This window comes from Aristaeella lactis, assembly GCF_018118585.1.
GTDB lineage: Bacteria > Bacillota > Clostridia > Christensenellales > Aristaeellaceae > Aristaeella > Aristaeella lactis.
In genome coordinates this window covers 1,001,313-1,024,642 of sequence record NZ_CP069421.1, presented here as the reverse complement: position 1 = coordinate 1,024,642, position 23,330 = coordinate 1,001,313, and the positions used below count along the sequence as shown (strand labels likewise).

General features: G+C 55.7%; 23 protein-coding genes. 20 read left to right on the top strand and 3 right to left on the bottom strand.

The window, feature by feature from the left end:
• Nucleotides 1-89: 89 nt before the first annotated feature.
• From JYE50_RS04925 to JYE50_RS04905, 5 genes are all read left to right on the top strand, one after another.
• Nucleotides 90-1,799: a hypothetical protein gene (locus JYE50_RS04925; RefSeq protein ID WP_084094761.1), complete on the top strand. Its 1,710-nt coding sequence runs from the start codon at nucleotides 90-92 to the stop codon at nucleotides 1,797-1,799.
• Nucleotides 1,799-3,151 (top strand): tRNA lysidine(34) synthetase TilS, encoded by a 1,353-nt coding sequence (gene tilS / locus JYE50_RS04920; protein WP_179138220.1) that lies wholly within the window; start codon nucleotides 1,799-1,801, stop codon nucleotides 3,149-3,151. Before JYE50_RS04925 ends, tilS begins: the two co-directional genes overlap by 1 nt.
• Nucleotides 3,152-3,175: 24 nt before the next feature.
• Nucleotides 3,176-3,718 (top strand): hypoxanthine phosphoribosyltransferase, encoded by a 543-nt coding sequence (gene hpt / locus JYE50_RS04915; RefSeq protein ID WP_283399160.1) that lies wholly within the window; start codon nucleotides 3,176-3,178, stop codon nucleotides 3,716-3,718.
• 80 nt (nucleotides 3,719-3,798) lie between these two features.
• Entirely contained in the window at nucleotides 3,799-5,844 is a 2,046-nt protein-coding gene (ftsH, locus tag JYE50_RS04910; protein ID WP_084094758.1) for an ATP-dependent zinc metalloprotease FtsH, read from the top strand.
• Nucleotides 5,845-5,891: 47 nt separating this feature from the next.
• Nucleotides 5,892-7,673, top strand: coding sequence for a VanW family protein (locus tag JYE50_RS04905; RefSeq protein WP_084094757.1), 1,782 nt, complete (start codon nucleotides 5,892-5,894; stop codon nucleotides 7,671-7,673).
• 71 nt (nucleotides 7,674-7,744) lie between these two features.
• Here JYE50_RS04905 and fba read toward each other — a convergent pair whose 3' ends face one another.
• Nucleotides 7,745-8,683, bottom strand: coding sequence for a class II fructose-1,6-bisphosphate aldolase (gene fba, locus JYE50_RS04900; protein ID WP_084094756.1), 939 nt, complete (start codon nucleotides 8,681-8,683; stop codon nucleotides 7,745-7,747).
• A 601-nt stretch (nucleotides 8,684-9,284) separates the two neighbouring features.
• On the opposite strand from fba, the gene JYE50_RS04895 reads away from it, so the two are divergent.
• Genes JYE50_RS04895 through coaBC form a run of 12 tightly spaced genes read left to right on the top strand, consistent with a single transcriptional unit; the run spans nucleotide 9,285 to nucleotide 19,435 of the window.
• Complete coding sequence (locus tag JYE50_RS04895) at nucleotides 9,285-10,127, top strand: sulfide/dihydroorotate dehydrogenase-like FAD/NAD-binding protein (RefSeq protein WP_084094755.1); 843 nt, start codon at nucleotides 9,285-9,287, stop codon at nucleotides 10,125-10,127.
• Nucleotides 10,128-10,129: 2 nt separating this feature from the next.
• Entirely contained in the window at nucleotides 10,130-11,512 is a 1,383-nt protein-coding gene (gene gltA, locus JYE50_RS04890; protein ID WP_084094754.1) for an NADPH-dependent glutamate synthase, read from the top strand.
• A gap of 22 nt (nucleotides 11,513-11,534) precedes the next feature.
• The gene (locus JYE50_RS04885; RefSeq protein WP_084094753.1) at nucleotides 11,535-13,016 is read left to right on the top strand and encodes a DnaD domain protein; all 1,482 of its coding nucleotides are present in this window, start codon (nucleotides 11,535-11,537) and stop codon (nucleotides 13,014-13,016) included.
• Nucleotides 13,009-13,986, top strand: a complete 978-nt coding sequence (locus JYE50_RS04880) for an ATP-binding protein (RefSeq protein ID WP_084094752.1) — start codon at nucleotides 13,009-13,011, stop codon at nucleotides 13,984-13,986. Before JYE50_RS04885 ends, JYE50_RS04880 begins: the two co-directional genes overlap by 8 nt.
• Nucleotides 13,983-14,321 carry an arsenate reductase family protein gene (locus JYE50_RS04875; protein ID WP_084094751.1) on the top strand — a complete coding sequence of 113 codons (339 nt, stop codon included), beginning with the start codon at nucleotides 13,983-13,985 and terminating at the stop codon, nucleotides 14,319-14,321. Before JYE50_RS04880 ends, JYE50_RS04875 begins: the two co-directional genes overlap by 4 nt.
• Before the next feature lie 15 nt (nucleotides 14,322-14,336).
• Nucleotides 14,337-15,029, top strand: a complete 693-nt coding sequence (locus JYE50_RS04870; RefSeq protein ID WP_084094750.1) for an anaerobic ribonucleoside-triphosphate reductase activating protein — start codon at nucleotides 14,337-14,339, stop codon at nucleotides 15,027-15,029.
• A 33-nt stretch (nucleotides 15,030-15,062) separates the two neighbouring features.
• On the top strand, nucleotides 15,063-16,211 hold the full coding sequence (gene nagA, locus JYE50_RS04865; RefSeq protein ID WP_084094749.1) for an N-acetylglucosamine-6-phosphate deacetylase: 1,149 nt from the start codon (nucleotides 15,063-15,065) through the stop codon (nucleotides 16,209-16,211).
• Nucleotides 16,212-16,253: 42 nt separating this feature from the next.
• On the top strand, nucleotides 16,254-17,126 hold the full coding sequence (locus JYE50_RS04860) for a YicC/YloC family endoribonuclease (protein WP_084094748.1): 873 nt from the start codon (nucleotides 16,254-16,256) through the stop codon (nucleotides 17,124-17,126).
• A gap of 6 nt (nucleotides 17,127-17,132) precedes the next feature.
• Complete coding sequence (locus JYE50_RS04855; protein ID WP_084094747.1) at nucleotides 17,133-17,390, top strand: DUF370 domain-containing protein; 258 nt, start codon at nucleotides 17,133-17,135, stop codon at nucleotides 17,388-17,390.
• Nucleotides 17,387-17,989: a guanylate kinase gene (gene gmk / locus JYE50_RS04850; RefSeq protein ID WP_084094746.1), complete on the top strand. Its 603-nt coding sequence runs from the start codon at nucleotides 17,387-17,389 to the stop codon at nucleotides 17,987-17,989. Before JYE50_RS04855 ends, gmk begins: the two co-directional genes overlap by 4 nt.
• A gap of 26 nt (nucleotides 17,990-18,015) precedes the next feature.
• Nucleotides 18,016-18,234 carry a DNA-directed RNA polymerase subunit omega gene (gene rpoZ, locus JYE50_RS04845; protein WP_084094745.1) on the top strand — a complete coding sequence of 73 codons (219 nt, stop codon included), beginning with the start codon at nucleotides 18,016-18,018 and terminating at the stop codon, nucleotides 18,232-18,234.
• Nucleotide 18,235: 1 nt separating this feature from the next.
• Nucleotides 18,236-19,435 carry a bifunctional phosphopantothenoylcysteine decarboxylase/phosphopantothenate--cysteine ligase CoaBC gene (gene coaBC, locus JYE50_RS04840; protein WP_084094744.1) on the top strand — a complete coding sequence of 400 codons (1,200 nt, stop codon included), beginning with the start codon at nucleotides 18,236-18,238 and terminating at the stop codon, nucleotides 19,433-19,435.
• A gap of 270 nt (nucleotides 19,436-19,705) precedes the next feature.
• On the opposite strand, the gene rsfS is transcribed toward coaBC, so the two are convergent.
• Nucleotides 19,706-20,071: a ribosome silencing factor gene (gene rsfS, locus JYE50_RS04835; RefSeq protein WP_084094743.1), complete on the bottom strand. Its 366-nt coding sequence runs from the start codon at nucleotides 20,069-20,071 to the stop codon at nucleotides 19,706-19,708.
• A 60-nt stretch (nucleotides 20,072-20,131) separates the two neighbouring features.
• Nucleotides 20,132-21,109 (bottom strand): bis(5'-nucleosyl)-tetraphosphatase (symmetrical) YqeK, encoded by a 978-nt coding sequence (yqeK, locus tag JYE50_RS04830; protein ID WP_084094742.1) that lies wholly within the window; start codon nucleotides 21,107-21,109, stop codon nucleotides 20,132-20,134.
• A gap of 163 nt (nucleotides 21,110-21,272) precedes the next feature.
• Here yqeK and rpsT point away from each other — a divergent pair, with 163 nt between their 5' ends.
• The 3 genes from rpsT (at nucleotide 21,273) to JYE50_RS04815 (ending at nucleotide 23,304) form a co-directional block, all read left to right on the top strand.
• Entirely contained in the window at nucleotides 21,273-21,539 is a 267-nt protein-coding gene (gene rpsT, locus JYE50_RS04825) for a 30S ribosomal protein S20 (RefSeq protein ID WP_084094741.1), read from the top strand.
• A 129-nt stretch (nucleotides 21,540-21,668) separates the two neighbouring features.
• Entirely contained in the window at nucleotides 21,669-22,271 is a 603-nt protein-coding gene (locus JYE50_RS04820) for a hypothetical protein (protein ID WP_084094740.1), read from the top strand.
• A 31-nt stretch (nucleotides 22,272-22,302) separates the two neighbouring features.
• Entirely contained in the window at nucleotides 22,303-23,304 is a 1,002-nt protein-coding gene (locus JYE50_RS04815; RefSeq protein ID WP_179138219.1) for an SH3 domain-containing protein, read from the top strand.
• Nucleotides 23,305-23,330: the final 26 nt, after the last annotated feature.

Genomic DNA, 23,330 nt, shown 5'->3' with positions numbered 1-23,330 from the left:
ATAAAATATTTTATTGAGTCGTCCCTTTCATGACGGCTTGATGACTGGATTCAGAAGAAGATTACCGCAACAGCGGAAAGGGAAAAATAATGAAGCGAAAAGAGCAGAACTTTACGCAGGACACCGGATTCATGCCCCAGGGCGGTTATCCGCAGGGGTCCTATCCTGCGGGCGGTACCGGCTACCAGGGCTATCCCTCACCGCAGGGACAGCAGGCACCGGCCGGCTATACACAGCCCCAGGGATATCCGCAGACGCAGGGCTATCCCCGGCAGGGCGGATACTTCCAGAATCAGAATATCCCGCAGATGCCCGGAACGGCGGGAGCGAGAAGCTACCAGACACCCCAGGTCGCGGGCGGACAGACCGCCCCGGGAACCGCTGAACCGGCATACATCGGCCAGGGATCCTTCGCACAGACCGGTTACCAGCCACAGGCATACGGACAGGGACAGACCCAGCCCGGATACCAGGCCGCGCAGCCTTATCCGCAGCAGACAGGATACCAGCCGAATCCCGCGGGCACGACTCCCGGCTATCCTTATCCCGGAAGCCAGGCACCTGCCGGCAGCTATATTCCCCAGACTCCTTACAGCCAGGGATATGTGACGCCCGGATACCAGGCGCAGGCACAGGCCGGTTACCAGGCACAGACCGGATACACCCAGGGATACGGCGCCTACACCCAGATGGGCCGCGCTCCGCAGACTCCTGTGAACCCAATGCAGGGACCCGGCGGACAGGTGCCGCTGAACGGCGGCGGATACGTTCCGCAGCCTGTTCCTGTGCGGAAAAAACCGTTTGAAATGACGGATGCCTACCTGCTGATCCTTTGCGCGGTGCTGCTGGTGCTTTTCGCACTGGGAATGTTTGTGCCGGGACTGGGCGGCATCAAGTGGCTTTTCCTGGCCCTCGCGGCAGGAGCCATCGGCCTGTTCTGGTTTAAACCCATGATCGCCAGCAACAAAAGGCTGTGCTTCTCCATCGTCTTCGGAATGCTTATGCTGGTCACCGTGATCGGCCTTGTGACAGGCGGCGCCGGCGACACCGGTGCTGACCGGACCAATAACCAGCAGACCGTCAATACAGGAGCGGCTTCTGTTTCACAGGAAAACAACGGCGCCCAGCAGGCGGCGCAACAGCAGGCTGTGCCTGTTACTCCGGCACCGGAGGAAACACAGGAAGTTGATCCTGAAGAGCAAAAGATCAGCAACAGGCTCCGTGAATTCTTTGAGTACTGGACAAACAATGATATAGATAAAATGCTCAACCTGTGCAGCCCCAAATGGAAGGCCAACACAGAAAATCCCAGGAACTCGCTGTTTAACCTTCTCAGCAACAGGAAGCCTACGGACATGAGCAAGGTATATCCTGAAAGCATCTCAGGCACGTCCCAGGACACATCGAGAACCATTACCCTCTCGGCAGAGATGGACAGGAACGACGGTAAGGAGCCTGTTCAGTACCGTATTGGCGTCATTATGAAGTATGAATATGATGACCAGTGGTATGTGGATCCCCAGAGCCTGAAATCCAATGAACCGGTTGTTACAAAGGATCCGAACGAAACACCCACGCCGGAACCCACACCGAAGCCGGAAACCAGCGCTTCCACGATTTTGTATTATAACCCGGATGGCGGCAAGAGCTATCACCGGGATCCAAACTGTCCTTCCACCAGCTCGAAGTACCTTCCTTTTAAAGGACAGTTTACGTACGGTGAACTGCTGGCCGGGCAGCACGACGACCTTACACCCTGCTCAAGATGCGCCGCTCCCTGGAAGGGAGAAGGACAATAATGCACAAAGCCTGCGAAAAGCTGCGCCTTCAGATCAGACAGGTCCATGAAGGCCGGTACCTGCTCGGACTTTCAGGCGGAGCCGACAGCACAATGCTGCTGACACTGCTGGCACCTGACGCAAGGGAAGGCAGGATCAGGCTTGAGGCAGTCCATGTGAACCACGGACTGCGGGGTGCGGAATCTGATGAGGATGAACGGTTCTGCCGTGAACTGTGCGAAAGGGAAGCCGTTCCCTTTACCGCATACAGGGCGGAACTGGACGGACGGAAAGATGAAGCTTCCGCCCGGACGGCACGATTTGCCTTTTTCCGGGAACGATACCTGGAAACCGGCGCGGACGCGCTGATCCTGGCTCACAATGCTGATGACCAGGCGGAAACCTTCCTGATGAGACTTCTGCGGGGAGCCGGTCCCGAAGGGCTGGAATGCATGCGGAACGATGAGATCACGGACGGGATCCGGATCCTTCGGCCGATGCTTGGAATCCGCAGGGATGAAATCCGTGAGGCCCTCAGGACAGACAGCCTTTCCTGGCGGGAAGACTCCACCAATGGACAGGACGTTTACCTGCGCAACCGGATCCGCAAGGAACTGGTTCCCGCGATGGAACGGATTGCTGAAAACGCTGTGGAAAAGATCTGCCGCACCGCCGGACAGATCGCGGATGATAACGATACGCTGTATGAGCGGACGGAAAAACTGATCCGGGAGCATTGCAGCGGCAGTACACTGGAAGCCGCAGCGATCGCGACGGAACCGGCCGGCATGCGGAAACGGGTGCTGCGAAAATGGTGGACCATGAACGGTCCCAGACTGAAGGAACATGCCCTGAGCGCCACACAGACCGATGAGCTGGACAGGCTCCTGATCAGTCATAAAGGAAAGATCAACCTGCCGGGCAACCGGCACGCCGTACGGACAGGCAGGTACCTGTTCCTTACGGGAAATGAAGAAAAAAAGCCTGATCCGGTTTCCTTCTGCACACCGGAGACGGCTTTTGGTTCTTTCCGGCTTACGGTAACCCCGTCAGAAGGCAGACCCGGAAACGGTAAGACAACGCAGGAAGTTCCGGAAGATTTCTGCGACGGATGTGTGATCCGGACCCGGAAAGACGGAGACAGAATCCGGCCTTTCGGATCCGCCGGACACAAAAAGCTCCAGGACTTCCTGACGGACAGGAAGATTGAGGAGCCATTCCGGGACAGGATCCCGCTTCTCTGCCGCGGCGATGAGGTACTGCTGGTATGCGGCGTAGGCGCGGGAGATATACCAGGATGGAATCCGGATGATCATCCGGTGAGACTGACCTGGCACGGCGATATGCCCTGGGCAGAAAAGACAGGAGAGTAAAACAACATGGAACAGAACGCCAAAATCTACGAAGACCTTGAGAAAATCCTTGTAACCAGGGAAGAAATTGCTGAAAAAGTCAGGGAGCTTGGCCGCAGGATCACCGCGGACTACGCCGGAAAAGAACCGGTGCTGGTCTGCATCCTGAAAGGCGCGGTACTTTTCTTCTCGGATCTGATCCGGGAGATCGACCTTCCGCTGACAGCTGATTTCATGGCGATCTCCAGCTACGGAAGCGCCACCAAAACCAGCGGCGTTGTCCGCGTGCTGAAGGACCTGGACAAGGATATCGTCGGCAAGGACGTTATTATAGTGGAAGATATCGTTGATACCGGCGTGACGCTGAATTACCTGAAGAGCATGCTGGCTCACCGGGGCGCCGCCTCCATCCGGATCGCGGCCCTGCTGGACAAAACAGCCCGCAGGACAGTCAAGGACCTGAAGGTGGATTATGTGTGCTTTGACATCCCGGATGCCTTTGTGGTAGGCTACGGGCTGGATTATGACCAGACCTACCGGAACCTGCCGGATATCGGCGTTTTATCCCCGAGAATCTACGGAGAATAATCCACAAAGGCTTGAGGAAACACTGATTAACATCTGACGGACCCCATTAGTCAGATTTTCCTTATAAGGAGGAATACCTTTTGAACAGAAAACCATCCAGAGGCATCATCGGATACGTTGTGCTGCTTTCAACGCTGCTGCTGATCGCTATCCTGCTGAACGGCGGGCTTAACCAGACGGTCAGCCGCAGGATCGAATATCCCCAGCTGCTGGAGATGATCAAGGAAGGCAAGGTGGCCCGTGTTGCTGTGCGCAACAACTCCCTTGTCGGCCTGACGAACTCCACCACTGTGCTGAGGGATGATTTCCCGGAACGGAACTATGACTTTGAAACCACGATCGGTTCTGATTTCCTGGAAACAGCACGGCAGATCGAGGCGAATAAAAAAGGCGTCAGCCTTGACCAGATGACGGTGGACCAGCTGTCCTTTGACCTGGAATACCGCGCGCCTGTTGTGGTGCCCTGGTGGTATGACCTGCTGCCTTACCTGATCATGCTCGGCATTTTTGCCGCGATCTGGTTCGTGATGATCCGGTCCCAGGCTGGCGGCGGCGGAAAGGTGATGTCTTTCGGCAAGAGCCGCGCGCGGATGCAGGATCCGACCAAGAACAAGGTAACTTTCGCGGACGTTGCCGGCGCGGATGAGGAAAAGGAAGAACTGCAGGAAATGGTGGACTTCCTTAAGAATCCCCGCAACTATACGGAACTGGGCGCGCGCATTCCCAAGGGTGTGCTGCTTGTGGGACCTCCCGGAACAGGTAAAACCCTGCTGGCCAAGGCGGTTGCCGGAGAAGCGGGCGTACCCTTCTTCTCCATCAGCGGCAGCGACTTTGTGGAAATGTTTGTCGGGGTAGGCGCCAGCCGTGTTCGCGACCTGTTTGACCAGGCCAAGAAAGTGGCTCCGGCCATTGTTTTCATTGATGAAATCGACGCGGTTGGACGCCATCGCGGCGCCGGACTGGGCGGCGGACATGACGAACGTGAACAGACCCTGAACCAGCTGCTGGTTGAAATGGACGGTTTTGCGGTGAACGAAGGCATCATTGTGATGGCTGCCACCAACCGCAGGGACATCCTGGATCCGGCGCTGATGCGTCCCGGACGTTTTGACCGCCAGGTGACCGTAAACTATCCGGACCAGAACGGACGCGTCGCGATCCTGAAGGTTCACAGCAAGGGCAAGAAGCTGGACGAGCATGTGGACCTGGACAATATCGCCAAGCGGATGCCTTACGCGACCGGTGCTGACCTTGAAAAAGTCATGAACGAGGCCGCCATCCTGGCTGCCCGTGCCCGGAAGAAAAAGATCGACCAGCAGCTGCTGATCGACGCTATCGCGCGGGTTCAGATGGGTCCTGAAAAGAAGAGCCACAAGGTAAACGAAAAAGACCGCAGGATGGTAGCCATCCATGAAGGCGGACACGCGATCATCGGACACCTGCTGGAAGGCTGCGATGAAGTCCACCTGATCACCATTGTGCCCCGCGGACAGGCCGCGGGCCATACCCTGGCACTGCCGGCGGAAGAGCATGACAATATGAGCCGGAGCCAGCTGCTGGACCAGATCACCATGATGCTGGGCGGACACGCCGCGGAAGAAGTCGGCCTGGGCGAGATCTATACCGGATCCTCCAGTGACCTGAAGCGGGCAACGGAGATCTGCCGGAAGATGGTCACCCAGTTCGGTATGAGCGACAATATCGGAACGATCTACCTGGGAAGTGACCAGGAAGTCTTCGTGGGTATGGAATTCGGCCAGAGCCGTGAATACAGCGAGGAGATCGCGGCCAAGATCGACCGCGAGGTTGCCGATATCCTGGCGAAGTGCTATGAAAAGGCGAAGAAAATCCTGACAGACCATAGCGACCGGCTTGAGACCCTGACCCAGGCACTCCTTGAGCAGGAAACCCTCAACCGCGCTGAGTTTGTTGAGCTGATGGAAACGGGTAAGATTCCGGAGGGAACGAAGGAAGACAAACCCAGGACCGCTGCCGAGATCATTGCCGAAAGCACTGAAGCACAGCAGGAAATCGCTGAAGAGGCGAAAAAGGACGAAATGACAGAAGCTGAGATCAGCACTGCAGAAACCACCGAAGACACAGCCACGGAAACTACAGAAGCCTGAACATATAAAGGCAGACATTGAAAACAGAGGGAAAGGAGGAAGCAGTCATGGCCGGACGCAGGACAGACCGCGTAAACCAGACAAACGGAAACCAGATTCCGCAGCGGGTGGAAGACGCTGCCAGGACCATGATGAATAACGCATCCTCCGGTCCGCGGCGCGGGTATATCCCGAACGCCGCAGGAAGACAGCAGATCCCTCAGCAGCAATGGCAGCAGATTCCGCCGGGATACTACAACAATGCGCAGAACCAGCAGCCTCCCTATGGGGGATACTATGCACCGCAGCAGCCGCAGCAGGCATACTACCAGCCGCAGCAACCGGCCAACGGCGCCCAGCGGGGATATGTGCCGGTTGGCGGTAGTACCGGCAAAAAGCCAAAGACTAAGAAAAAAGGCCATAAGGTGCTGACGGTACTGGCCTGCCTGGTGCTGATCGCCGCCCTGGGAACAGGCGGATATTTCGCCATCACCAACCATATCCGTACACAGACTATCAACGATAAGGTAACGCCCTATGACGGACTGTTCTGCCCGGGCGTCTATGTGGACGGGATCCACCTGGGCGGCATGACGCCGGAGCAGGCGGAAAATTCCGTGATATCCCAGATCAGGCAGCAGCATGACAACTGGAAGGTTCAGCTGACCTACAACGGAGAAGTGCTGGGTGAGATCAACGCGGATATGCTTGGTTTTTCCGTTGATACAGCCACTGTGCTGACCAACGCCTGGGCGCAGGGTCATACCGGTACAGCTGAACAGCGTTATGACGCCATGCTCCGGCTGGAACAGGAACCGTATGAGGATTATACGGCCAAGCCGGAAGGGAATACACAGGTGATCGACCAGAAGCTGGCGGAGATCAAGGAAAAAATCGATACTCCGGCCAGGGACGCGACGATGACCTTTGACCCGTCACAGAGCTATCCGTTTCTGTTTGAAGAGGAAGTGTACGGCAGGGTACTTGATACAGCGCCGCTGAAGGAGCAGCTGTATCATATGGTTTCCACCATGGAGACAGGATCGGTGGAGATTCAACCTGAACCCATTGAACCGATGGTGAAGGTTAACGACCTGAGGAGCACCTGCGCGCTGCGGGCCGAAGCAACCACGAAGATCGACCATCATTCAACCGATGAGCGGAATAAAAATATTGCCCGGGCGTTTGAATTCATCAACGGCACGGTGCTTAAACCCGGAGACACCTTCAGTTTTAACAAGGTGGTAGGCGAGCGTTCGCTGGCCCGCGGTTTTTATGAAGCGATTGAATACGTATCCGGCGAACATGTGACCGGCGTCGGCGGCGGAGCCTGCCAGGCCAGCACCACCGTTTACCAGGCAGCGCTGAAGGCGGGCCTGAACGTAACAAAACGGTACTTCCACAACGATAAGGTTTCCTACGCGGATTACGGACTGGACGCCACCGTGTACTGGGACCGGAAGGACCTGGTTTTCAAGAACAACACGAGCGGCAACATCTATATTACCGCCGTGGTGGAAAAGGATCCGGACGGCAAGAAAAAGAGCAGCCTGCGCACCCGGGTGGATATCTACGGAATGTACCGGGGCGACGTGCGGTATGAACTGCAGTCCGAGATAGCCGAAACGATCATCAACACCCAGAAACCCAAATACAAGAAAGACACCAACGGCGAGTACACCAGCTATAAGGACGAACAGGTGACGGTTGTGGAAGCCAGGGACGGTATGAAAGTGAATGTGTACCTGGTGGAATACACCGGCGCGTTCCTGACAGACAGGAAACTGCTTTACACAGACACTTACGAACCGCAGCCCGAAGTGATCTACGTGGGTACCAAGAACAGATAAACAACATAAAGATAAAAAGAAGAGCGGCTTCCGGAAATCCGGAAGCCGCTGATTGTTTGTCCTGGAATGGATTAAGCTTTGCCGTTGCAGCCGAGCACGTCCACGATCTTGTGAGCGACCATGTCCTTGACAGCCTGACGGGCGGGCTTGAGGTACTGGCGGGGATCGAAGTGATCCGGATGCTCCGCGAAGTACTTACGGATGACCGCGGTCATGGCCAGACGGATGTCGGAGTCAATGTTGATCTTGCAGACAGCGCTGCGGGCGGCCTGACGGAGCTGCTCTTCCGGAATGCCGATAGCACCGGGCATGTTTCCGCCGTACTTGTTGATCTCGGCAACGAATTCCTGCGGCACGGAAGAAGAACCGTGGAGCACGATCGGGAAGCCGGGCAGCTGCTTGGCGCACTCTTCGAGAACGTCAAACCGGAGCTGGGGCTTGGTACCGGGCTTGAACTTGTAAGCGCCGTGGCTGGTGCCGATGGCGATGGCCAGGGAGTCGCAGCCGGTGCGGGTCGCGAAGTCGACCACTTCTTCGGGATGGGTGTACATAGCCTTGTCAGCGTCGACGGAAACTTCGTCTTCAACGCCGGCCAGGGTGCCCAGTTCGGCTTCGACCACAACGCCGTGATCGTGAGCGTACTCAACGACCTTACGGGTCAGGGCGATGTTCTCTTCATAGGGCTTGGAGGAAGCGTCGATCATGACGGAAGTGAAACCGCCGTCGATGCAGCTCTTGCAGAGCTCGAAGCTGTCGCCGTGGTCCAGGTGCAGGGCGATCGGGATTTCAGGATTCTCGATCACAGCAGCCTCAACCAGCTTGACCAGGTAGGTGTGGTTGGCATAGGCGCGGGCACCCTTGGAAACCTGCAGGATAACGGGAGCCTTCAGCTCGCCGGCGGCCTCGGTAATGCCCTGGATGATTTCCATGTTGTTGACGTTGAAAGCGCCGACAGCGTAGCCGCCGTCATAGGCCTTCTTAAACATTTCAGTAGTGGTTACGAGTGGCATAGACAGGAACCCTCCTTCGTCTTTTTTACAAAGGGATTATAGCACACAGCCGCTTGAAAATAAAGCGAAAGAGAAGAAAAAGTACAGCAGAGAATAATATGTAATTCAGAATTCAGAATTCAGAATTCAGAATTATAGATACTGATCGGCTGAAAACAAAGCAAAGAACAATTAAGCATTCATATTGCCGCGATCGTTGTTACCAAAGTGCCTGCGGCACTTTGACAACTGCTCAACAATTCAGAATTCAGAATTATAGATACTGATCAGCTGAAAACGAAGCAAAGAACAATTAAGAATTCATATTGCCGCGGTCGCTGTTACCAAAGTGCCTGCGGCACTTTGACAGCTTCAGCATGGCTGTTGTCAGCCAAATCGCAGATTTGGGCAACTGCTCAACAATTCATCATTTAATGTTGAACATATATTTTAAATATAAGAAATCATTAAATGTGGTGAGTAACAGAAAAGGCAGTATTTATATTGTATTTTATATGGTTATGGAATACGGAAAGAATACGAAGGCGGGCGGAAAACAAGTTGATAATGGGTTATGAAAAGAGTAAAATAGACTGCATCCATATATATCGGAGGGACAGTCATGTATCCTATTGTCAAGAAGCGCGTTCTGAACGAAACTGTGACCCTGATGGAAGTTGAAGCCCCCCTGGTTGCCCGCAAAGCATTGCCCGGGCAGTTCATCATTTTCCGCATTGATGAGGAAGGGGAGCGGGTGCCGCTGACCATCGCCGGATATGACCGGGAAAAAGGCACCGTGACCATCATATTCCAGAAGGTTGGTTATACAACCGAAAAGCTGGACAGCCTGAACGAGGGAGACAGCCTGCTGGACTTTGTGGGACCGCTTGGCGAGCCTACGAAAACAGAAGGTATCCACCGCTGCGCCGTGATCGGCGGCGGACTGGGTGTCGCTATCGCTTATCCCCAGGCGAAGGCGCTTCATGACGCCGGTGCTGAAGTGGACCTGATCGTCGGTTTCCGGAACGAGCACCTGATCATCCTGAAGGATGAACTGGAAGCTGCCTGCACCAACCTGATCATCATGACAGATGACGGCAGCAACGGCAATAAAGGATTTGTTACCCAGGCCCTGCAGAAGCAGATGGACGCAGGCCGGGAATATGACACCGTGATCGCCATCGGCCCGCTGCCGATGATGAAGGCTGTATGCGATATGACGCGTGAGCCCAGGATCCGGACGATCGTCAGCATGAACCCGATCATGATCGATGGTACGGGAATGTGCGGCGGCTGCCGGCTGACTGTCGGCGGCGAGACAAAGTTTGCCTGCGTGGACGGACCTGACTTTGACGGCCACCTGGTGGACTTTGACGAAGCAATGGCCCGGGGACGTATGTTCCGTCCCGAAGAAGCAAAGGCCAGGGAAAAGCACATTTGCAGGCTGACAGGGGAGGCAAGATAACAATGGCGAACATGAGTCTTCAGAAACATCCGATGCCCGAGCAGGATCCGCAGGTCCGCGCCGGGAATTTTAAAGAAGTTGCCCTTGGATATACCGCGGAGATCGCCGTGGAGGAAGCCCAGCGCTGCCTGCATTGCAAAAACGCGCCCTGCGTAACGGGATGCCCGGTGAATGTACCGATCCCGGATTTTATCGATAAGATCAAGGAAGGCGATTTTAACGGCGCCTACCAGGTGATCCGTTCCCAGAACGCCCTGCCGGCTATCTGCGGCCGTGTGTGCCCGCAGGAATCCCAGTGCGAAAGCAAGTGCGTACGCGGCATCAAAGGCGAGCCTGTCGGCATCGGCCGGCTTGAACGTTTTGCCGCCGATACAGCCATGGCCCAGGGCAAAGCAACCACTGAAAAAGCCGCTCCCTGCGGCAAGCGCGCCGCGGTGATCGGCAGCGGCCCCGCGGGCCTGACCTGCGCCGGTGAACTGGCAAAGGCCGGCTGGGACGTGACGGTTTATGAAGCCCTTCATACCGCCGGCGGCGTGCTGATGTACGGCATTCCGGAGTTCCGTCTTCCCAAGAAACTGGTGGAACGGGAAATCAGCACCCTGAAGGAACTGGGCGTGAAGATCATCACAAACGCCGTGGCCGGAAAAGCCTTCACAGTGGATGAACTGCTGGAAGAAGGCAATGACGCGGTCTTCATCGGCAGCGGCGCCGGCCTTCCCAATTTCCAGAAGATCCCGGGCGAAAGCCTGTGCGGCGTATATTCCGCCAATGAATTCCTGACCCGCCTGAACCTGATGAAGGCCTATACCTTCCCGGAACATGACACGCCGGTGAAAATCGGCAGCCATGTGGCGGTTGTCGGAGGCGGCAACGTGGCAATGGACGCGGCGCGCTGCGCGAAGCGGCTGGGTGCTGAGGTGACGATCCTCTACCGCCGGAGCGAAGCTGAAATGCCCGCCCGTGCTGAAGAAGTGCACCATGCCAAGGAAGAGGGCATCCAGTTCCATATGCTGACTGCTCCCATCTCCATTGAAGGAGATGAAAACGGATTTGTGAAATCCATCCGCTGCATTGAGATGCAGCTTGGTGAGCCGGATGACCGGGGCCGCAGGCGCCCGGTGCCGGTGGAAGGCAGCGAATACGAGCTGCCGATGGAAACAGTGATCATCGCCATCGGCAACAGCCCGAATCCGCTGATCAAAAAGACCACGCCGGATCTTCCCACAGAACGCTGGGGAGGCATCCAGACGGATGAAAACGGCAGGACAGGGAAGAAGAACGTCTACGCCGGCGGCGACGCCGTGACAGGCGCGGCGACAGTCATCCTGGCTATGGGCGCGGGCAAGAAGGCCGCTGCCGCCATCCTGGAGGACCATCCCTGCTGAACACAACAGGAAGGAAAGAATCATGTTCGGGTTTGATGAACGGTATGCCATGTTCGACATCACACCGGTGGAGAATCAGTTTATCCTGGAGTATCTTCCGGCGGCGAAGGGAGACTATGTCAAGGTCTACCTGTACGGACTGATGCGCTGCTATCATCCCGAAGAAGATATCAGCCTGAAGCAGATGAGCCATGAGCTGAACATGACTGAAGAGGACGTCGAGACCGCTTTCCGTTACTGGGAGCGGCGGCGCCTCGTCAGGCGTGTCAGCGACCAGCCGCCCAGGTGGCAGTATGTGAACATCAAACAGCTGAGCCTGACGTCTGAAGACAGCTGTGATCCGGAATATGAGGAATTCAGCAAAGACATCTATGATGCCTTTGACGGTGTGCGCCGTCTCCACGGAAGTGAGCTGAACACCTGCTTTGACTGGCATGAAAGCCTGAAACTGCCGACGGAAGTCATCATCATGCTGCTGAAGCATATGGCAGAGCAGAAGGGGAAAAACTTCCGGATCCGTGACGCGGAAAAAGTCGCGGCACAGATGGCCGCCGAAAACATCCTGACCGTGGACGCGGCGGAAGAGTTCTTCTCCCGGGATGAACTGGCCTACGCAGGGATCCGCAAGATCCTGAAAATGATGGGGAAGCGCTACCTGCCTTCTGAAGCGCAGGTGAACCTGTACCGGAAATGGAATCGGGAATGGGGGTTCTCACATGAAGCCATTGAGGCTGCCGTTGACCTGACGGCCAAGGGCGATCCGAGTCTGGCGTACCTGGACGGAATCCTGAACAGCCTGAAGCAGGAGAACGGCGATCCTTCCGGCATGACACCCGATACGATCCGGGAATCCACGCGGAAGGCGGACGGCCTCAGGGAAGTGCTGAAGGAACTTGGCAGGGGCGAAGTCAATCCCCGCAGCCTGCAGCTGTATGATGAGATGACAGCCCTGTATCCGCAGAAGGTGATCCTGACAGCAGCCCGGGAATGCGGACACAACGGCAAGGATGCCGGAGAAGTTGTCAAGCTGCTGAAAAGCTGGAAAGAAAAAGGACTGGAAAGCGCAAAGGAAGTGGAAGACTATGTGAAAGCCTTCCATGAACAGACCGCGCTGCTGCGTGAACTTCGGCAGATCTGGGGAACAGATGAGAACCGGATTGGTAAAACAGACCGGAGTCTGATCACGAAATGGGAAAATGAATACGGATTCAGCCGGGAACTGATCCTGGCTGCCGCTCCATACGCGGCTGAAGCAAAACAGCCGATGGCCTATCTTGATAAAATCCTCGAAGGATACCATAATAAAGGCATCACGACGCCCGCCCAGGCAAAGAAGGAACATGAAAGCGGTGCCGGAAAAGGACTGGCCAGGACCGGCAAGGTACTGCCTGCCCAGGATTTCGCACAGCGGGATTATTCCGGTGTTGAGGATGAAATGATCCGTGACCTGGCGAAGGAAATGGAAGCCTATAAGCGCGGAAACGGGGGTAAATCCGATGCGTGAAGAGCTGCTGCTGGAACTGGAAAATGAATATGAACAACAGCGGATCCGGAATGAACAGGAGGAAGCCCTGCGGAAGGAACGTATCCGCCTGGAGCAGCCTGAGATCTATGCCATGACCAAAGAACGGGAAAACCTGATCTTCGGCACGCTGCGGGATATCCTGAACAGGAAAGCGGATACAGAGGGCCTGCCGGAGAAAATGGAAGCCCTTTCCGCACAGATCCGTGTGAAGCTGACGGAGAACGGATTCCCTGCAGACTACCTTGCTCCGGTATATCGCTGCCCTGTCTGCAAAGATACCGGCAAGACCGGGGACCTGATCAAGGAACCCTGCGAATGCTATAAAAAAGCATACCAGCGGAAACTGCGGGAAAAGATCGGCCTGACACGGGACCGGAAGGAAACTTTTGAAAACTTCGATGAAAACGTGTTTCCGAATGAGAATATTCCCGGACAGGAATTTTCCCAGCGGGAGCTGATGAATCATTACAGGCGGATCTGCGAGGAATGGGCAGACGGCTATCCCAATGCCCGCTGCCGTGATCTCCTGCTGACCGGCGGCACCGGACTGGGAAAAACCTTCCTGCTGCGGGCCATGGCGGAAAGGCTGATCGAGCGGGACGTGAACGTACTGATCATCAGTGCTTACCGGATGATCGAGATGCTCCGGAAAAGCTACTTTGACAATGACGACAGCGCTTCTGAACTGATGGACGTTGACGTGCTGATGATCGATGACCTGGGCAGTGAACCGCTGATGCAGAACATTACAGTGGAACAGCTGTTCAACCTGCTGAACGAGCGGCAGGGACGGGGGCTTTCCACCGTGATCTCCACCAACCTTGAAATGCCGAAATTCAGGGAAAGATATACGGAACGCGTTGCTTCCCGGCTGAGGGACAGCATGAACTGCAAGGTGCTCAGCCTGATGGGAAAGGATATCCGGACCGGAGGAAACCAGAGAGCATGAACATCCAGATCTACTGCGGAAAGAAAAACTTTGACGCCCAGAAGGCGGAAAGGTATTTCAAGGAACGGCGGATTCCCTTCCAGGCGCTGGACCTGAAAAAGCATAAGCTGGGAGAAAGGGAGATCCGGATGATGCTTTCCGCGATCGGCATGGAAAAACTGATCGACCGGGAAGATAAAAAAGTGAAGGAACATCCCGCCTGTTACTATGACCGGGAGGAGCTGCTGATCCCCGCTATCCAGGAGAATCCCTGGCTGCTGAAACTCCCGATCGTAAGGAACGGGAATAGAATGACGATTGGCTACCAGCCGGACGTCTGGGACCAGTGGGAATAAGGAGACAATTTATATATGAAGATCCACGGACTGCAGAAAATGACGCTGCTGGATTTCCCCGGCAGGGTTGCCTGTACTGTGTTTTTCGGGGGCTGCGATATGCGCTGCCCCTATTGCCATAATGCGGAACTCCTGGACGGAACAGCACCGGCGGTGATGGATGACACAGAGCTGCTGGCTTTCCTGAAAAAGCGGCAGGGGCTGCTGGACGGAGTCTGCTTTACCGGCGGTGAACCGCTGCTGCAGAAGGATCTGCCTGAATTCGCGGCGAAAGTACGGGATCTGGGGTATCCGGTGAAACTGGATACGAACGGGAATCATCCCGACAGGCTGGAAAAGATGATCCGGGAAGGCCTGGTGCAGTATGTGGCCATGGACATCAAGAACAGCCCGGAACGGTACGCGGAAACCGCGGGACTGCGGCAGATGGACCTGGCACCGATCCGGGAAAGCGTGAGCCTGCTGATGGAAGGCAAGACGGATTATGAGTTCCGGACCACCGTGGTGGCAGAGCTTCATGATGATGAAAGCTTTGAACAGATCGGACAGTGGATCAAAGGCGCAAAACGGTATTACCTTCAGCGGTTTACGGACCGGGATACCGTGCCGTTCCAGGGACTGCATTCCCCGGAAAAAGAACAGATGGAACACTGGGCGGAGATCGTCCGCCCCTATGTACCCGCGGTGGAACTGCGGGGAGTGGAATAAAACCCCGCCGGGACAGGCGGAAAGGACAAAAACATGCTTATTGAAAACGGTTATGTATTCACAGGGAAAAGCTTTGAATCGGATCTGAGCATCCGGATGATGAACGGCATTGTTACGGAGATCGGCGAGGGACTGCGGGCGGAGCCGGGAGAAAAAGTGATCGACCTGGAAGGGGATTACCTGCTGCCGGGTTTTGTGGATGTTCATATCCACGCTTTCCGCGGAAGCGATACCATGCACGGGGAAACGGAGATCCGGCGGATGAGCCGCGAACTGGCGGCTACCGGCACCGGTGCCTTCTGCCCCACGACCATGAGCGCATCCATGGAGGATACAGCGAAGGTCCTGCAGGATATCCGCAAGGTGACGGAACAACCGGAACGGACAGGAGCAAGGGTCCTGGGAGCCCATATGGAAGCTCCTTTCATGAGCGAGAAGAAAGCCGGCGCGCAGCTGAAGGAGTTTTTCCGGGATCCGGACTGGGACACGCTGCTGAACATGGCCGGTGATCCCTCCCTGGTGAGGCTGATCACTATGGCGCCGGAAAGGGACGGAAGCGAAGCGTTCATCCGAAAAGCATCCGCTGCCGGTATCCATGTTTCCGTCGGACATACGGTGGCCACAGCGGAACAGGTTCACCTGGCGGCTGACTGGGGCGCGGATCACATTACCCATACCTTCAACGCGCAGACTCCGATCCATCACCGTGAGCCGGGTGTACCGGGAGCGAGCCTGACCGATGACCGGTTCTACTGCGAAATGATCTGCGACGGAATGCACCTGGCAGACGATATCGTGAAGCTGCTGGTCCGGTGCAAAGGCGCGTCACGGGCTGTGGCCATCACCGACGCGATGGAAGCCGCGGGTATGCCGGATGGTGAATACCAGCTGGGCGGCCAGCCTGTGTTTGTGAAAGAAGGCGCGGCACGGCTGGCGGACGGTACCCTGGCCGGTTCAGTGCTGCTGATGAAAGACGCGCTGCATAACCTGATCCACCGGTACGGCGTGGTTCCGGCTGACGCCTGCGCCATGTGCATATCCACTCCCGCAGAGTCCATCGGCGAAAGCGTCGCGGGACACATGGTCCCGGGGAGCCCCGCCATCCTGACCAGATGGTCCAGGGACTGGGAAATGATCAGCGTGATCACGGATATCGGAGAAAGTTGCCAAGCGGAAAGCTGAATGATATAATCTCAACCGATATTAAAGAGAGGGTGAAGCTGCATGCACAGCATGACGGGATGCGGAAGCGGCAAAGTACAGCAGGACGGCTGGGAGGTTACGGTTGACCTGAAAACGGTGAACCATCGTTTCCTGGATGTCAGTATGAGGCTGCCGCGGCATCTGGCCTTCCTGGAGCAGACTGTACGTGACTGCATTTCCAGGAAGATCAAAAGGGGACACGCGGATGTGTTCCTGACCGTGAAACGGACAGATTCTTCCGCCATGACCGTGGAAAGCGACCCGGAACTGGCTAAGCTCTATATCGCCGCTGCCGCGCAGATTGCCGGCCAGACAGGCGTTACAAATGACATGACGGTCAGCCGTCTGATGAAGATGGAAGGCGTGCTGACACTGAATGAAGCGGAAATGAACGAGGAACTTGTTTCCGCCATCTGCGCCGAAGCGGCTGATATCGCCGTGGAACAGCTGGCCCAGATGCGCGCCCGGGAAGGCGCCAACCTGAAGGAAGACCTGAAGGTTCATCTGGACGCCGCGGATGAGCTGAGGCAGGCCATCCTGAAGCGGGCGCCGCTGGTTGTGGACGAGTACCGCGAAAAGCTTGAGACCAGGCTGAAGAACCTGCTTTCCGAACCGGTTGAACCCCAGCGGCTGGCCCAGGAGGTTGCCGTGATGGCTGACCGGTGCGCCATTGATGAAGAGCTGGCCCGGCTGGACAGCCATATCCGCCAGATGAGGAAATACCTTGAAACTGACGGGGAGACAGGCAAGAAGATGGATTTCCTGGTACAGGAGATGAACCGGGAAGCGAACACCATCGGATCCAAGGCTTCTGACGCGGCGATCGCGCAGCATGTGGTGGACCTGAAAAGCGAAATCGAAAAGCTTCGCGAACAGATTCAGAATGTGGAGTGACGGGCTATGAAACTGGTGAACATCGGATACGGAAACATGCTCGCTTCGGAGCGACTCGTGGCGGTTGTTTCCCCGGAAGCCGCTCCGATCCGCCGGATGATCCAGGACGCGCGGGACAGCGGACGGGTGATCGATGCCACCTGCGGTCATAAGACCCGGGCGGTGATCGTAACCGATTCGGAACATGTTGTTCTTTCACCGCTGCTGCCGGAAACGGTGGCAGCCCGGATAGATGAACGGAGAGGGATGGAGGAAGACGCATGAAGGAAACAAGAAAAGGCATGCTGCTGGTCATCTCGGGGCCATCAGGTGCCGGCAAGGGAACGCTTGTCGCCAAACTGCTTGAGAAAGACCCGTCCTTCTGCTTCTCTGTCAGCGTGACAACACGCGGGAGAAGGGAAAACGAGATCGAAGATGTTCATTACCACTTTATTTCTGACGAGGAATATGATAAACTGCTTGCCGAGGATGCGTTTATCGAGCATGCCAGTGTTCACGGCCACCGGTACGGCACGCTGAAAAGCGAAGTGTACGAACGGATGGAAAAGGGACAGAACGTGCTGCTGGATATCGATCCCCAGGGAGCGCGGGAAGTCATGAGCAAGGAAAAGGACGCGGTCAGCGTTTTTATCCTTCCGCCGAGCTATCATGACCTGAAAGTACGGCTTCACACCCGGAACACAGAAAATGAGGAAGAGATCCAGCGCCGGCTGAACAATGCCCGGGGCGAGATCAAACAGATTGACCGGTACCGCTACCTGATTGTAAACGACAACCTTGAACTTGCTTTTGAACAGCTCGTTGCCATCGTCCGGGCTGAAAAGCAGAACACAGTGCGGTATTTCCCTGTGATCGAGGAATAACCCTGTATACCTGAGGAGGAAAAGAAATGTCTATTGTTGATCCGAGCGTACTTGAACTGCTGAACCACGCTGAAAGCCGTTACACCCTGGTTGTTGAAGCCAGCAAGCGCGGCCGCGAGATCGTGAACGGCGCCCTGCCGATGATCGACGCGGAAGGCATGAAACCGCTGAAGACCGCCGTTGAGGAAATCAACCGCGGGCTGCTGACCTATGACAACCCCGTTGAGCAGGAGGAGCAGAACTGATATGGATCTGACCGGCAGGGAGATCGTGCTGGGAGTAACGGGAGGCATTGCCGCGTATAAAAGCGCGGAGCTTGTCTCCCGTTTGCGTCATCTTGGCGCGAAAGTTCATGTGATCATGACCGAAAACGCGACGAAGTTTGTTTCGCCGCTTACTTTTCAGACGCTTTCGGCGAATCCTGTCGTAACAGATACATTCCAGGCTCCTGAATACTGGAACGTGGAACATGTGGCCCTGGCGAAGCTCGCGGACATTTTCGTGATCGCTCCGGCCACAGCCAATATCATTGCCAAGATGGCGACGGGAATCGCGGATGACATGCTTTCCACGACTGTGCTGGCTACGAAAGCGCCTGTGCTTGTCGCTCCGGCGATGAACACCGGGATGTGGACAGCGGCTGCCACCCAGGAGAATATCCGGATCCTGAGTGAGCGCGGTGTCCGGTTTATCGGACCGGAAAGCGGTATCCTTGCCTGCGGCGATGAAGGCGCCGGCAGGATGAGCGAGCCGGAAGCCATTGCCGAAAGAATCTGCGGCATGCTCAGCCGGGGCAAAGACCTTGCCGGGCTGAAGGTGCTGGTGACAGCCGGAGCCACCCGGGAACGGATGGATCCCGTGCGTTATATCACGAATGATTCCAGCGGCAAGATGGGATTCGCGATCTGCGAGGCTGCCCGGGACAGGGGAGCGGATGTGACGGCTGTTTTCGGCAGCGTCAGCGTTCCCGTGCCGGAAAGAGTCCGCAAGGTTCCGATCGAGTCAGCGCAGGACCTGTATGACGCGATGATGAAGGAAGCCCCGGGGCACGACGTCATCATCCAGGCCGCGGCGGTATGCGATTACCGCGTGGATGATAAAAAAGCCACGAAGATCAAGAAAAAAGCCGGAGAACCGCTGGTCCTGACACTGACGGAAAACCCGGACGTGGCAAAAGCTGTCGGTGAAATCAAGAAAGAGGGACAGATCCTCTGCGGATTTGCCGCCGAGACGGACCATGTGAAACAGAACGCCCAGGCGAAACTGAAAAAGAAGAACCTGGACCTTATCATTGCCAATGACGTGACCGTGCCCGGAGCCGGATTCAACGTGGATACGAATATCGCCTCGCTGATTACCGAAAAGGGAACGGAAGAGCTGCCGCTGATGAGGAAGAGGGAACTGGCGGACGTGATACTGGATAAGGTAATGGAAATGAGGAAGTGAAGAAAACCCTGCACAGCGGACTGTGCAGGGTTTTATTGAAAAATGAAAAATGAAGAATGAATAATGAATAATGGTGGAGAAAACAGCACGGAGTGCTGTTTTTTTGAATGAATTATTGAACAGCACAGCTGTTCAATATGAATTATCGGCCAAAAGGCCGATATGAATTATTCGCCTATGGCGAATATGAATTATGGCCTGCCGGCCATATGATATAGTGTGTCGCTTTCGCGACGGGATTGAGCTGCTGAAGCAGCTCAATGTGATATATTAATCTGCTACTGTTTGGTCGAAGGGAAGAGCTGCGGCGTTGGTGCCGTCGTTCCAGAGCCGGTCAAGGCCATAGAAGGTACGTTCGTCGCGGTGGAAAAGATGGACGATGACCTGGCCGTAATCCAGGACGATCCAGCGGCCTTCACGGCGGCCCTCACTCCGGCGGAGATCCAGGCCTTCCTGAGCCATCACCTCATCCACGGCGTCCGCAAGGGCGGAAACCTGGGTGTTGCTGCGGCCGGAAGCGATGACCATGGTATCGCACAGGACGGTCAGGTGGGTCACGTTCAGAACAACGATGTCCTGGGCTTTGCGGTCATAGAGGAGACGGGCGAGACGAAGTACGGTTTCCTGATCCTGCATGATTTATCCTCCAATAGTTTTATTGAGCGGGACCCGGAAGGATCCCGGGGATATCTTTATTCAGCGGACAACCTGACGAAGCCAGGTAATGGTGTCACAGGTGCGGGGATAGAGATACCAGCCCCTGGACTTTACATAATCAACGGTCCCTTCCAGGGAGAGGAGCAGTGCCTTTTCGAGGGAAGAACGGGAAAGAACACGGACCTCTTCCAGCAGCGGGAAAGATTCCCGAAGCGGTTCCATGAAATCCGCCAGGCAGACACACATGGCCAGGCGGGACATGCCCGGATACCCGGTGTTATGGAAGCGGATGGCTTCCAGTACATCCGGATCAGTCATGCCGTAAAGCTGTTCCGCCAGGCAGGCACCGGCAATGGAATGGAGCAGGGCGTCACTGGCGAGGACATCCGGGTCATCCGTGAGGTGATTGTCAACAGCAATCCGCTGCATATCCTTTATAGGAAGGCATTTCGCGCAGTCATGCAGAAGGCCGGCCTGTTCCGCCTTCAAAGGGTTTTCCCCGTACAGTTCCGCCAGCTGAACAGATGTGCGGGCGACGCTCAGGGAATGGGCATAGCGTCTGGGCTTCAGCGCTGTGAAAAGATGATCCATCCACAGATCAATATGCTCCATCTTATGCGGGAAGCCGCAAAGGCCTTTACACCGGCAGTATTCCAGTACCGGGACGGACAGATCCTCTTCAACGGAAACTTCAGAAGTATCCGAAACATCCGGCAGAAGGCGCAGCTTCGCGTCCGGATAAAGTTTGGACAGTTCTTTCATAACGGCGTCTGAACCCGGACCCGCATCCATATCCAGACAAAGCCTGGACGGGATGAGCCGTTTATCACAGGCGCAGGCGGCAACGAGCATCTTCCAGCGGTCTTCCGCCGGAACGAGGGCTCCTTCACCGGACAGCAACAGCAAAACACGGTCCACGGAACCGCTGTCCAGCAGAGTGAGAGCCGCATGGATATGCGAGGATCGGACAGGATCAAACCTGCCCCCCACGATGCCGATGCGCTCTTTTTTTGCCAAAGGAAAGAACCTCCTGATTTCTGTTACGGATATTATAAACGAAAAGGACCGGATAGGGAAGATGTTTCCAAATAAATTTACGGAAAAGCTTGCTTTTTCATTTCCAACGTGATATTATTTCATGCGATGGTTTTTTAAGGATCCTAAGGGGAGGTGAACCGAGTTGCCGAATATCCAGTCCGCAAAGAAGCGCGTTAAGGTCAGCGAGAAGAAGAATCTTCAGAACCGTATTGTCAAGAGCGGAATGCGTACTTCCATCCGGAAGTTTGACGCCGCTGTTGCCGCTGATGCGCAGAACGCCAATGAGCAGCTTTCCGCGACTTCCGCAGTGATCGATAAGGCCGCGTCCAAGGGCGTGATCCATAAGAACGCCGCCAATCGGAAAAAGGCCCGCCTGGCCAAGCAGTTGAACAAGGCTGCCAATGCCTGAGCCGGAACCGCGTGTGATAAACTCCCTTCCAGAATGTTGGAAGGGGTTTTTCTGTTTTTCGGGAAGATTTTCATTTCGTGCTTCGTCTTTATAGTTGAATCCGATTACAGAGAGGAAGTGTCAAGGATTTTGAAACGATTCACAAAGATTTTAAGCCTGGTAACCGCGCTCCTGATGGTGCTGTGTATGACAGCGGCTTTCGCCGAAACGGAAGCTGAAGGCGAGGAACAGGGCGTGGATGAGATCCTGCAGATGATGGATATCTCCGACGTTGAGCAGACTGAAGGAATGGGACTGGAAGAGATGACGGAAGCCTTCACGGAATCCGCCATGGGTGAATACCTGGATGCGGCGACCGGTTTCAGCATGCAGTATCCCTCCATATTCCAGTTTGACGAGAATACCGGGAACTCCGCGGCGACAACAGACGGAAAGGCCACCCTTTCCATCGAAAACTATGATACCGCCGGCGGGCTGACCAAAGAGGCCCTGCTGGAAGCGATCAAACTGGAAGTGCCGGATTTTAAACCCGGCAGTGATGACAACAACGGATGCATTCGTGTTGACCGGAAAAAGGACGGTTCCACCATGCAGACCGACCTGTACTACCTGACCGGAAAGAGCTTCCATCATATTATCCTGACTTATCCCGCAGGGGAAGAGGAAAAGTATTCCTCCTATATCGAATATATGATCAATACGATGGAAACAAACGATACGGATCTTGGCTGATTCGATTGCATAAGCGGAAGGAATGACAGGAATGACAAACAAGAAACATCTGATTATTATTCTCGCGCTGGTACTCGCGATGACGGCGGTCCTGCCCGTCAGCGGCGCGCTGGCCGATACAGCAACCGTCAAGGGCGGCTGGCTCGTGCTTCGGGCTGCCCCGTCCTTCAGCGGAACCATCCTGGCCAGCTATCCCAGCGGAACCGTAGTCACCCTGAACGGGCAGAACGGATCCTGGTACGCGGTAACAGCCCCGGACGGAATGAGCGGCTACATGCTGGGGGATTACCTGCAGATCGTCGGAAGCGGCAACAGCAGCAGCGGTCTGACCCTGATTGACAGCACAGCCTATGTTACCAGCAAAAACGGACTGAATGTCCGGCTGAGAAGCGGCCCCGGCAAGGGATATTCCATTATCGGATCCTATGCCCCCGGAACCAAGTGCACCGTGCTTTCTCCCGGAAACAACTGGTGCCGGATCCAGATCGGTTCCATGACCGGCTATATGATGACCAGCTTCCTGACGAGCAACGCGTCTTCCGCACCGGCACCCGCCCCGCAGCCCCAGCCGGTAACGGATGAATACCAGGTTTACGTGACAAGCGGAAACGGCAAGGGCGTTAACCTGCGCTCCGGCCCTTCCAAGTCCTATCCTGCCATCGGCTTCTACAGCGTGGGCACAGCAGCAGGGATGATCACCAGGGGAGCCACCTGGAGCTACATCCGCGTTGGCAACCGCTACGGATATATGATGACGCAGTTCCTGACCGAGAGCCAGCCAGTGGTGAATCCTGTTGTTCCGGTTACCGGTGCCTATGTGGTCAGCGCCAACGGACGGAACGTAAACCTGCGGTCCCAGCCGACCACGGCCAGCAGCATCCTCCGCTCCTTTAAACCCGGCACACCCGTGACGGTTATCACAAGGGGAACGGAATGGTGCTTTGTGCTGATCGACGGATACTACGGCTACATGATGAAACAGTTTATCTATGACGGTATATACCCCGCAACGGGCACGGATCTGTACTTCTAAACTGTGATTTCGGATAATATTACCAA

Excerpts from the sequence above, each read along its gene's own strand:
- JYE50_RS04880 (WP_084094752.1), top strand. The coding sequence starts at position 13,009 with ATGCGTGAAGAGCTGCTGCTGGAACTGGAAAATGAATATGAACAACAG.
- JYE50_RS04905 (WP_084094757.1), top strand. The coding sequence starts at position 5,892 with ATGGCCGGACGCAGGACAGACCGCGTAAACCAGACAAACGGAAACCAG.
- coaBC (WP_084094744.1), top strand. The coding sequence starts at position 18,236 with ATGGATCTGACCGGCAGGGAGATCGTGCTGGGAGTAACGGGAGGCATT.
- JYE50_RS04895 (WP_084094755.1), top strand. The coding sequence starts at position 9,285 with ATGTATCCTATTGTCAAGAAGCGCGTTCTGAACGAAACTGTGACCCTG.
- tilS (WP_179138220.1), top strand. The coding sequence starts at position 1,799 with ATGCACAAAGCCTGCGAAAAGCTGCGCCTTCAGATCAGACAGGTCCAT.
- JYE50_RS04875 (WP_084094751.1), top strand. The coding sequence starts at position 13,983 with ATGAACATCCAGATCTACTGCGGAAAGAAAAACTTTGACGCCCAGAAG.
- JYE50_RS04885 (WP_084094753.1), top strand. The coding sequence starts at position 11,535 with ATGTTCGGGTTTGATGAACGGTATGCCATGTTCGACATCACACCGGTG.
- gltA (WP_084094754.1), top strand. The coding sequence starts at position 10,130 with ATGGCGAACATGAGTCTTCAGAAACATCCGATGCCCGAGCAGGATCCG.
- nagA (WP_084094749.1), top strand. The coding sequence starts at position 15,063 with ATGCTTATTGAAAACGGTTATGTATTCACAGGGAAAAGCTTTGAATCG.
- gmk (WP_084094746.1), top strand. The coding sequence starts at position 17,387 with ATGAAGGAAACAAGAAAAGGCATGCTGCTGGTCATCTCGGGGCCATCA.
- JYE50_RS04815 (WP_179138219.1), top strand. The coding sequence starts at position 22,303 with ATGACAAACAAGAAACATCTGATTATTATTCTCGCGCTGGTACTCGCG.
- JYE50_RS04860 (WP_084094748.1), top strand. The coding sequence starts at position 16,254 with ATGCACAGCATGACGGGATGCGGAAGCGGCAAAGTACAGCAGGACGGC.
- rpoZ (WP_084094745.1), top strand. The coding sequence starts at position 18,016 with ATGTCTATTGTTGATCCGAGCGTACTTGAACTGCTGAACCACGCTGAA.
- JYE50_RS04870 (WP_084094750.1), top strand. The coding sequence starts at position 14,337 with ATGAAGATCCACGGACTGCAGAAAATGACGCTGCTGGATTTCCCCGGC.
- rsfS (WP_084094743.1), bottom strand. The coding sequence starts at position 20,071 with ATGCAGGATCAGGAAACCGTACTTCGTCTCGCCCGTCTCCTCTATGAC.
- JYE50_RS04855 (WP_084094747.1), top strand. The coding sequence starts at position 17,133 with ATGAAACTGGTGAACATCGGATACGGAAACATGCTCGCTTCGGAGCGA.
- JYE50_RS04925 (WP_084094761.1), top strand. The coding sequence starts at position 90 with ATGAAGCGAAAAGAGCAGAACTTTACGCAGGACACCGGATTCATGCCC.
- fba (WP_084094756.1), bottom strand. The coding sequence starts at position 8,683 with ATGCCACTCGTAACCACTACTGAAATGTTTAAGAAGGCCTATGACGGC.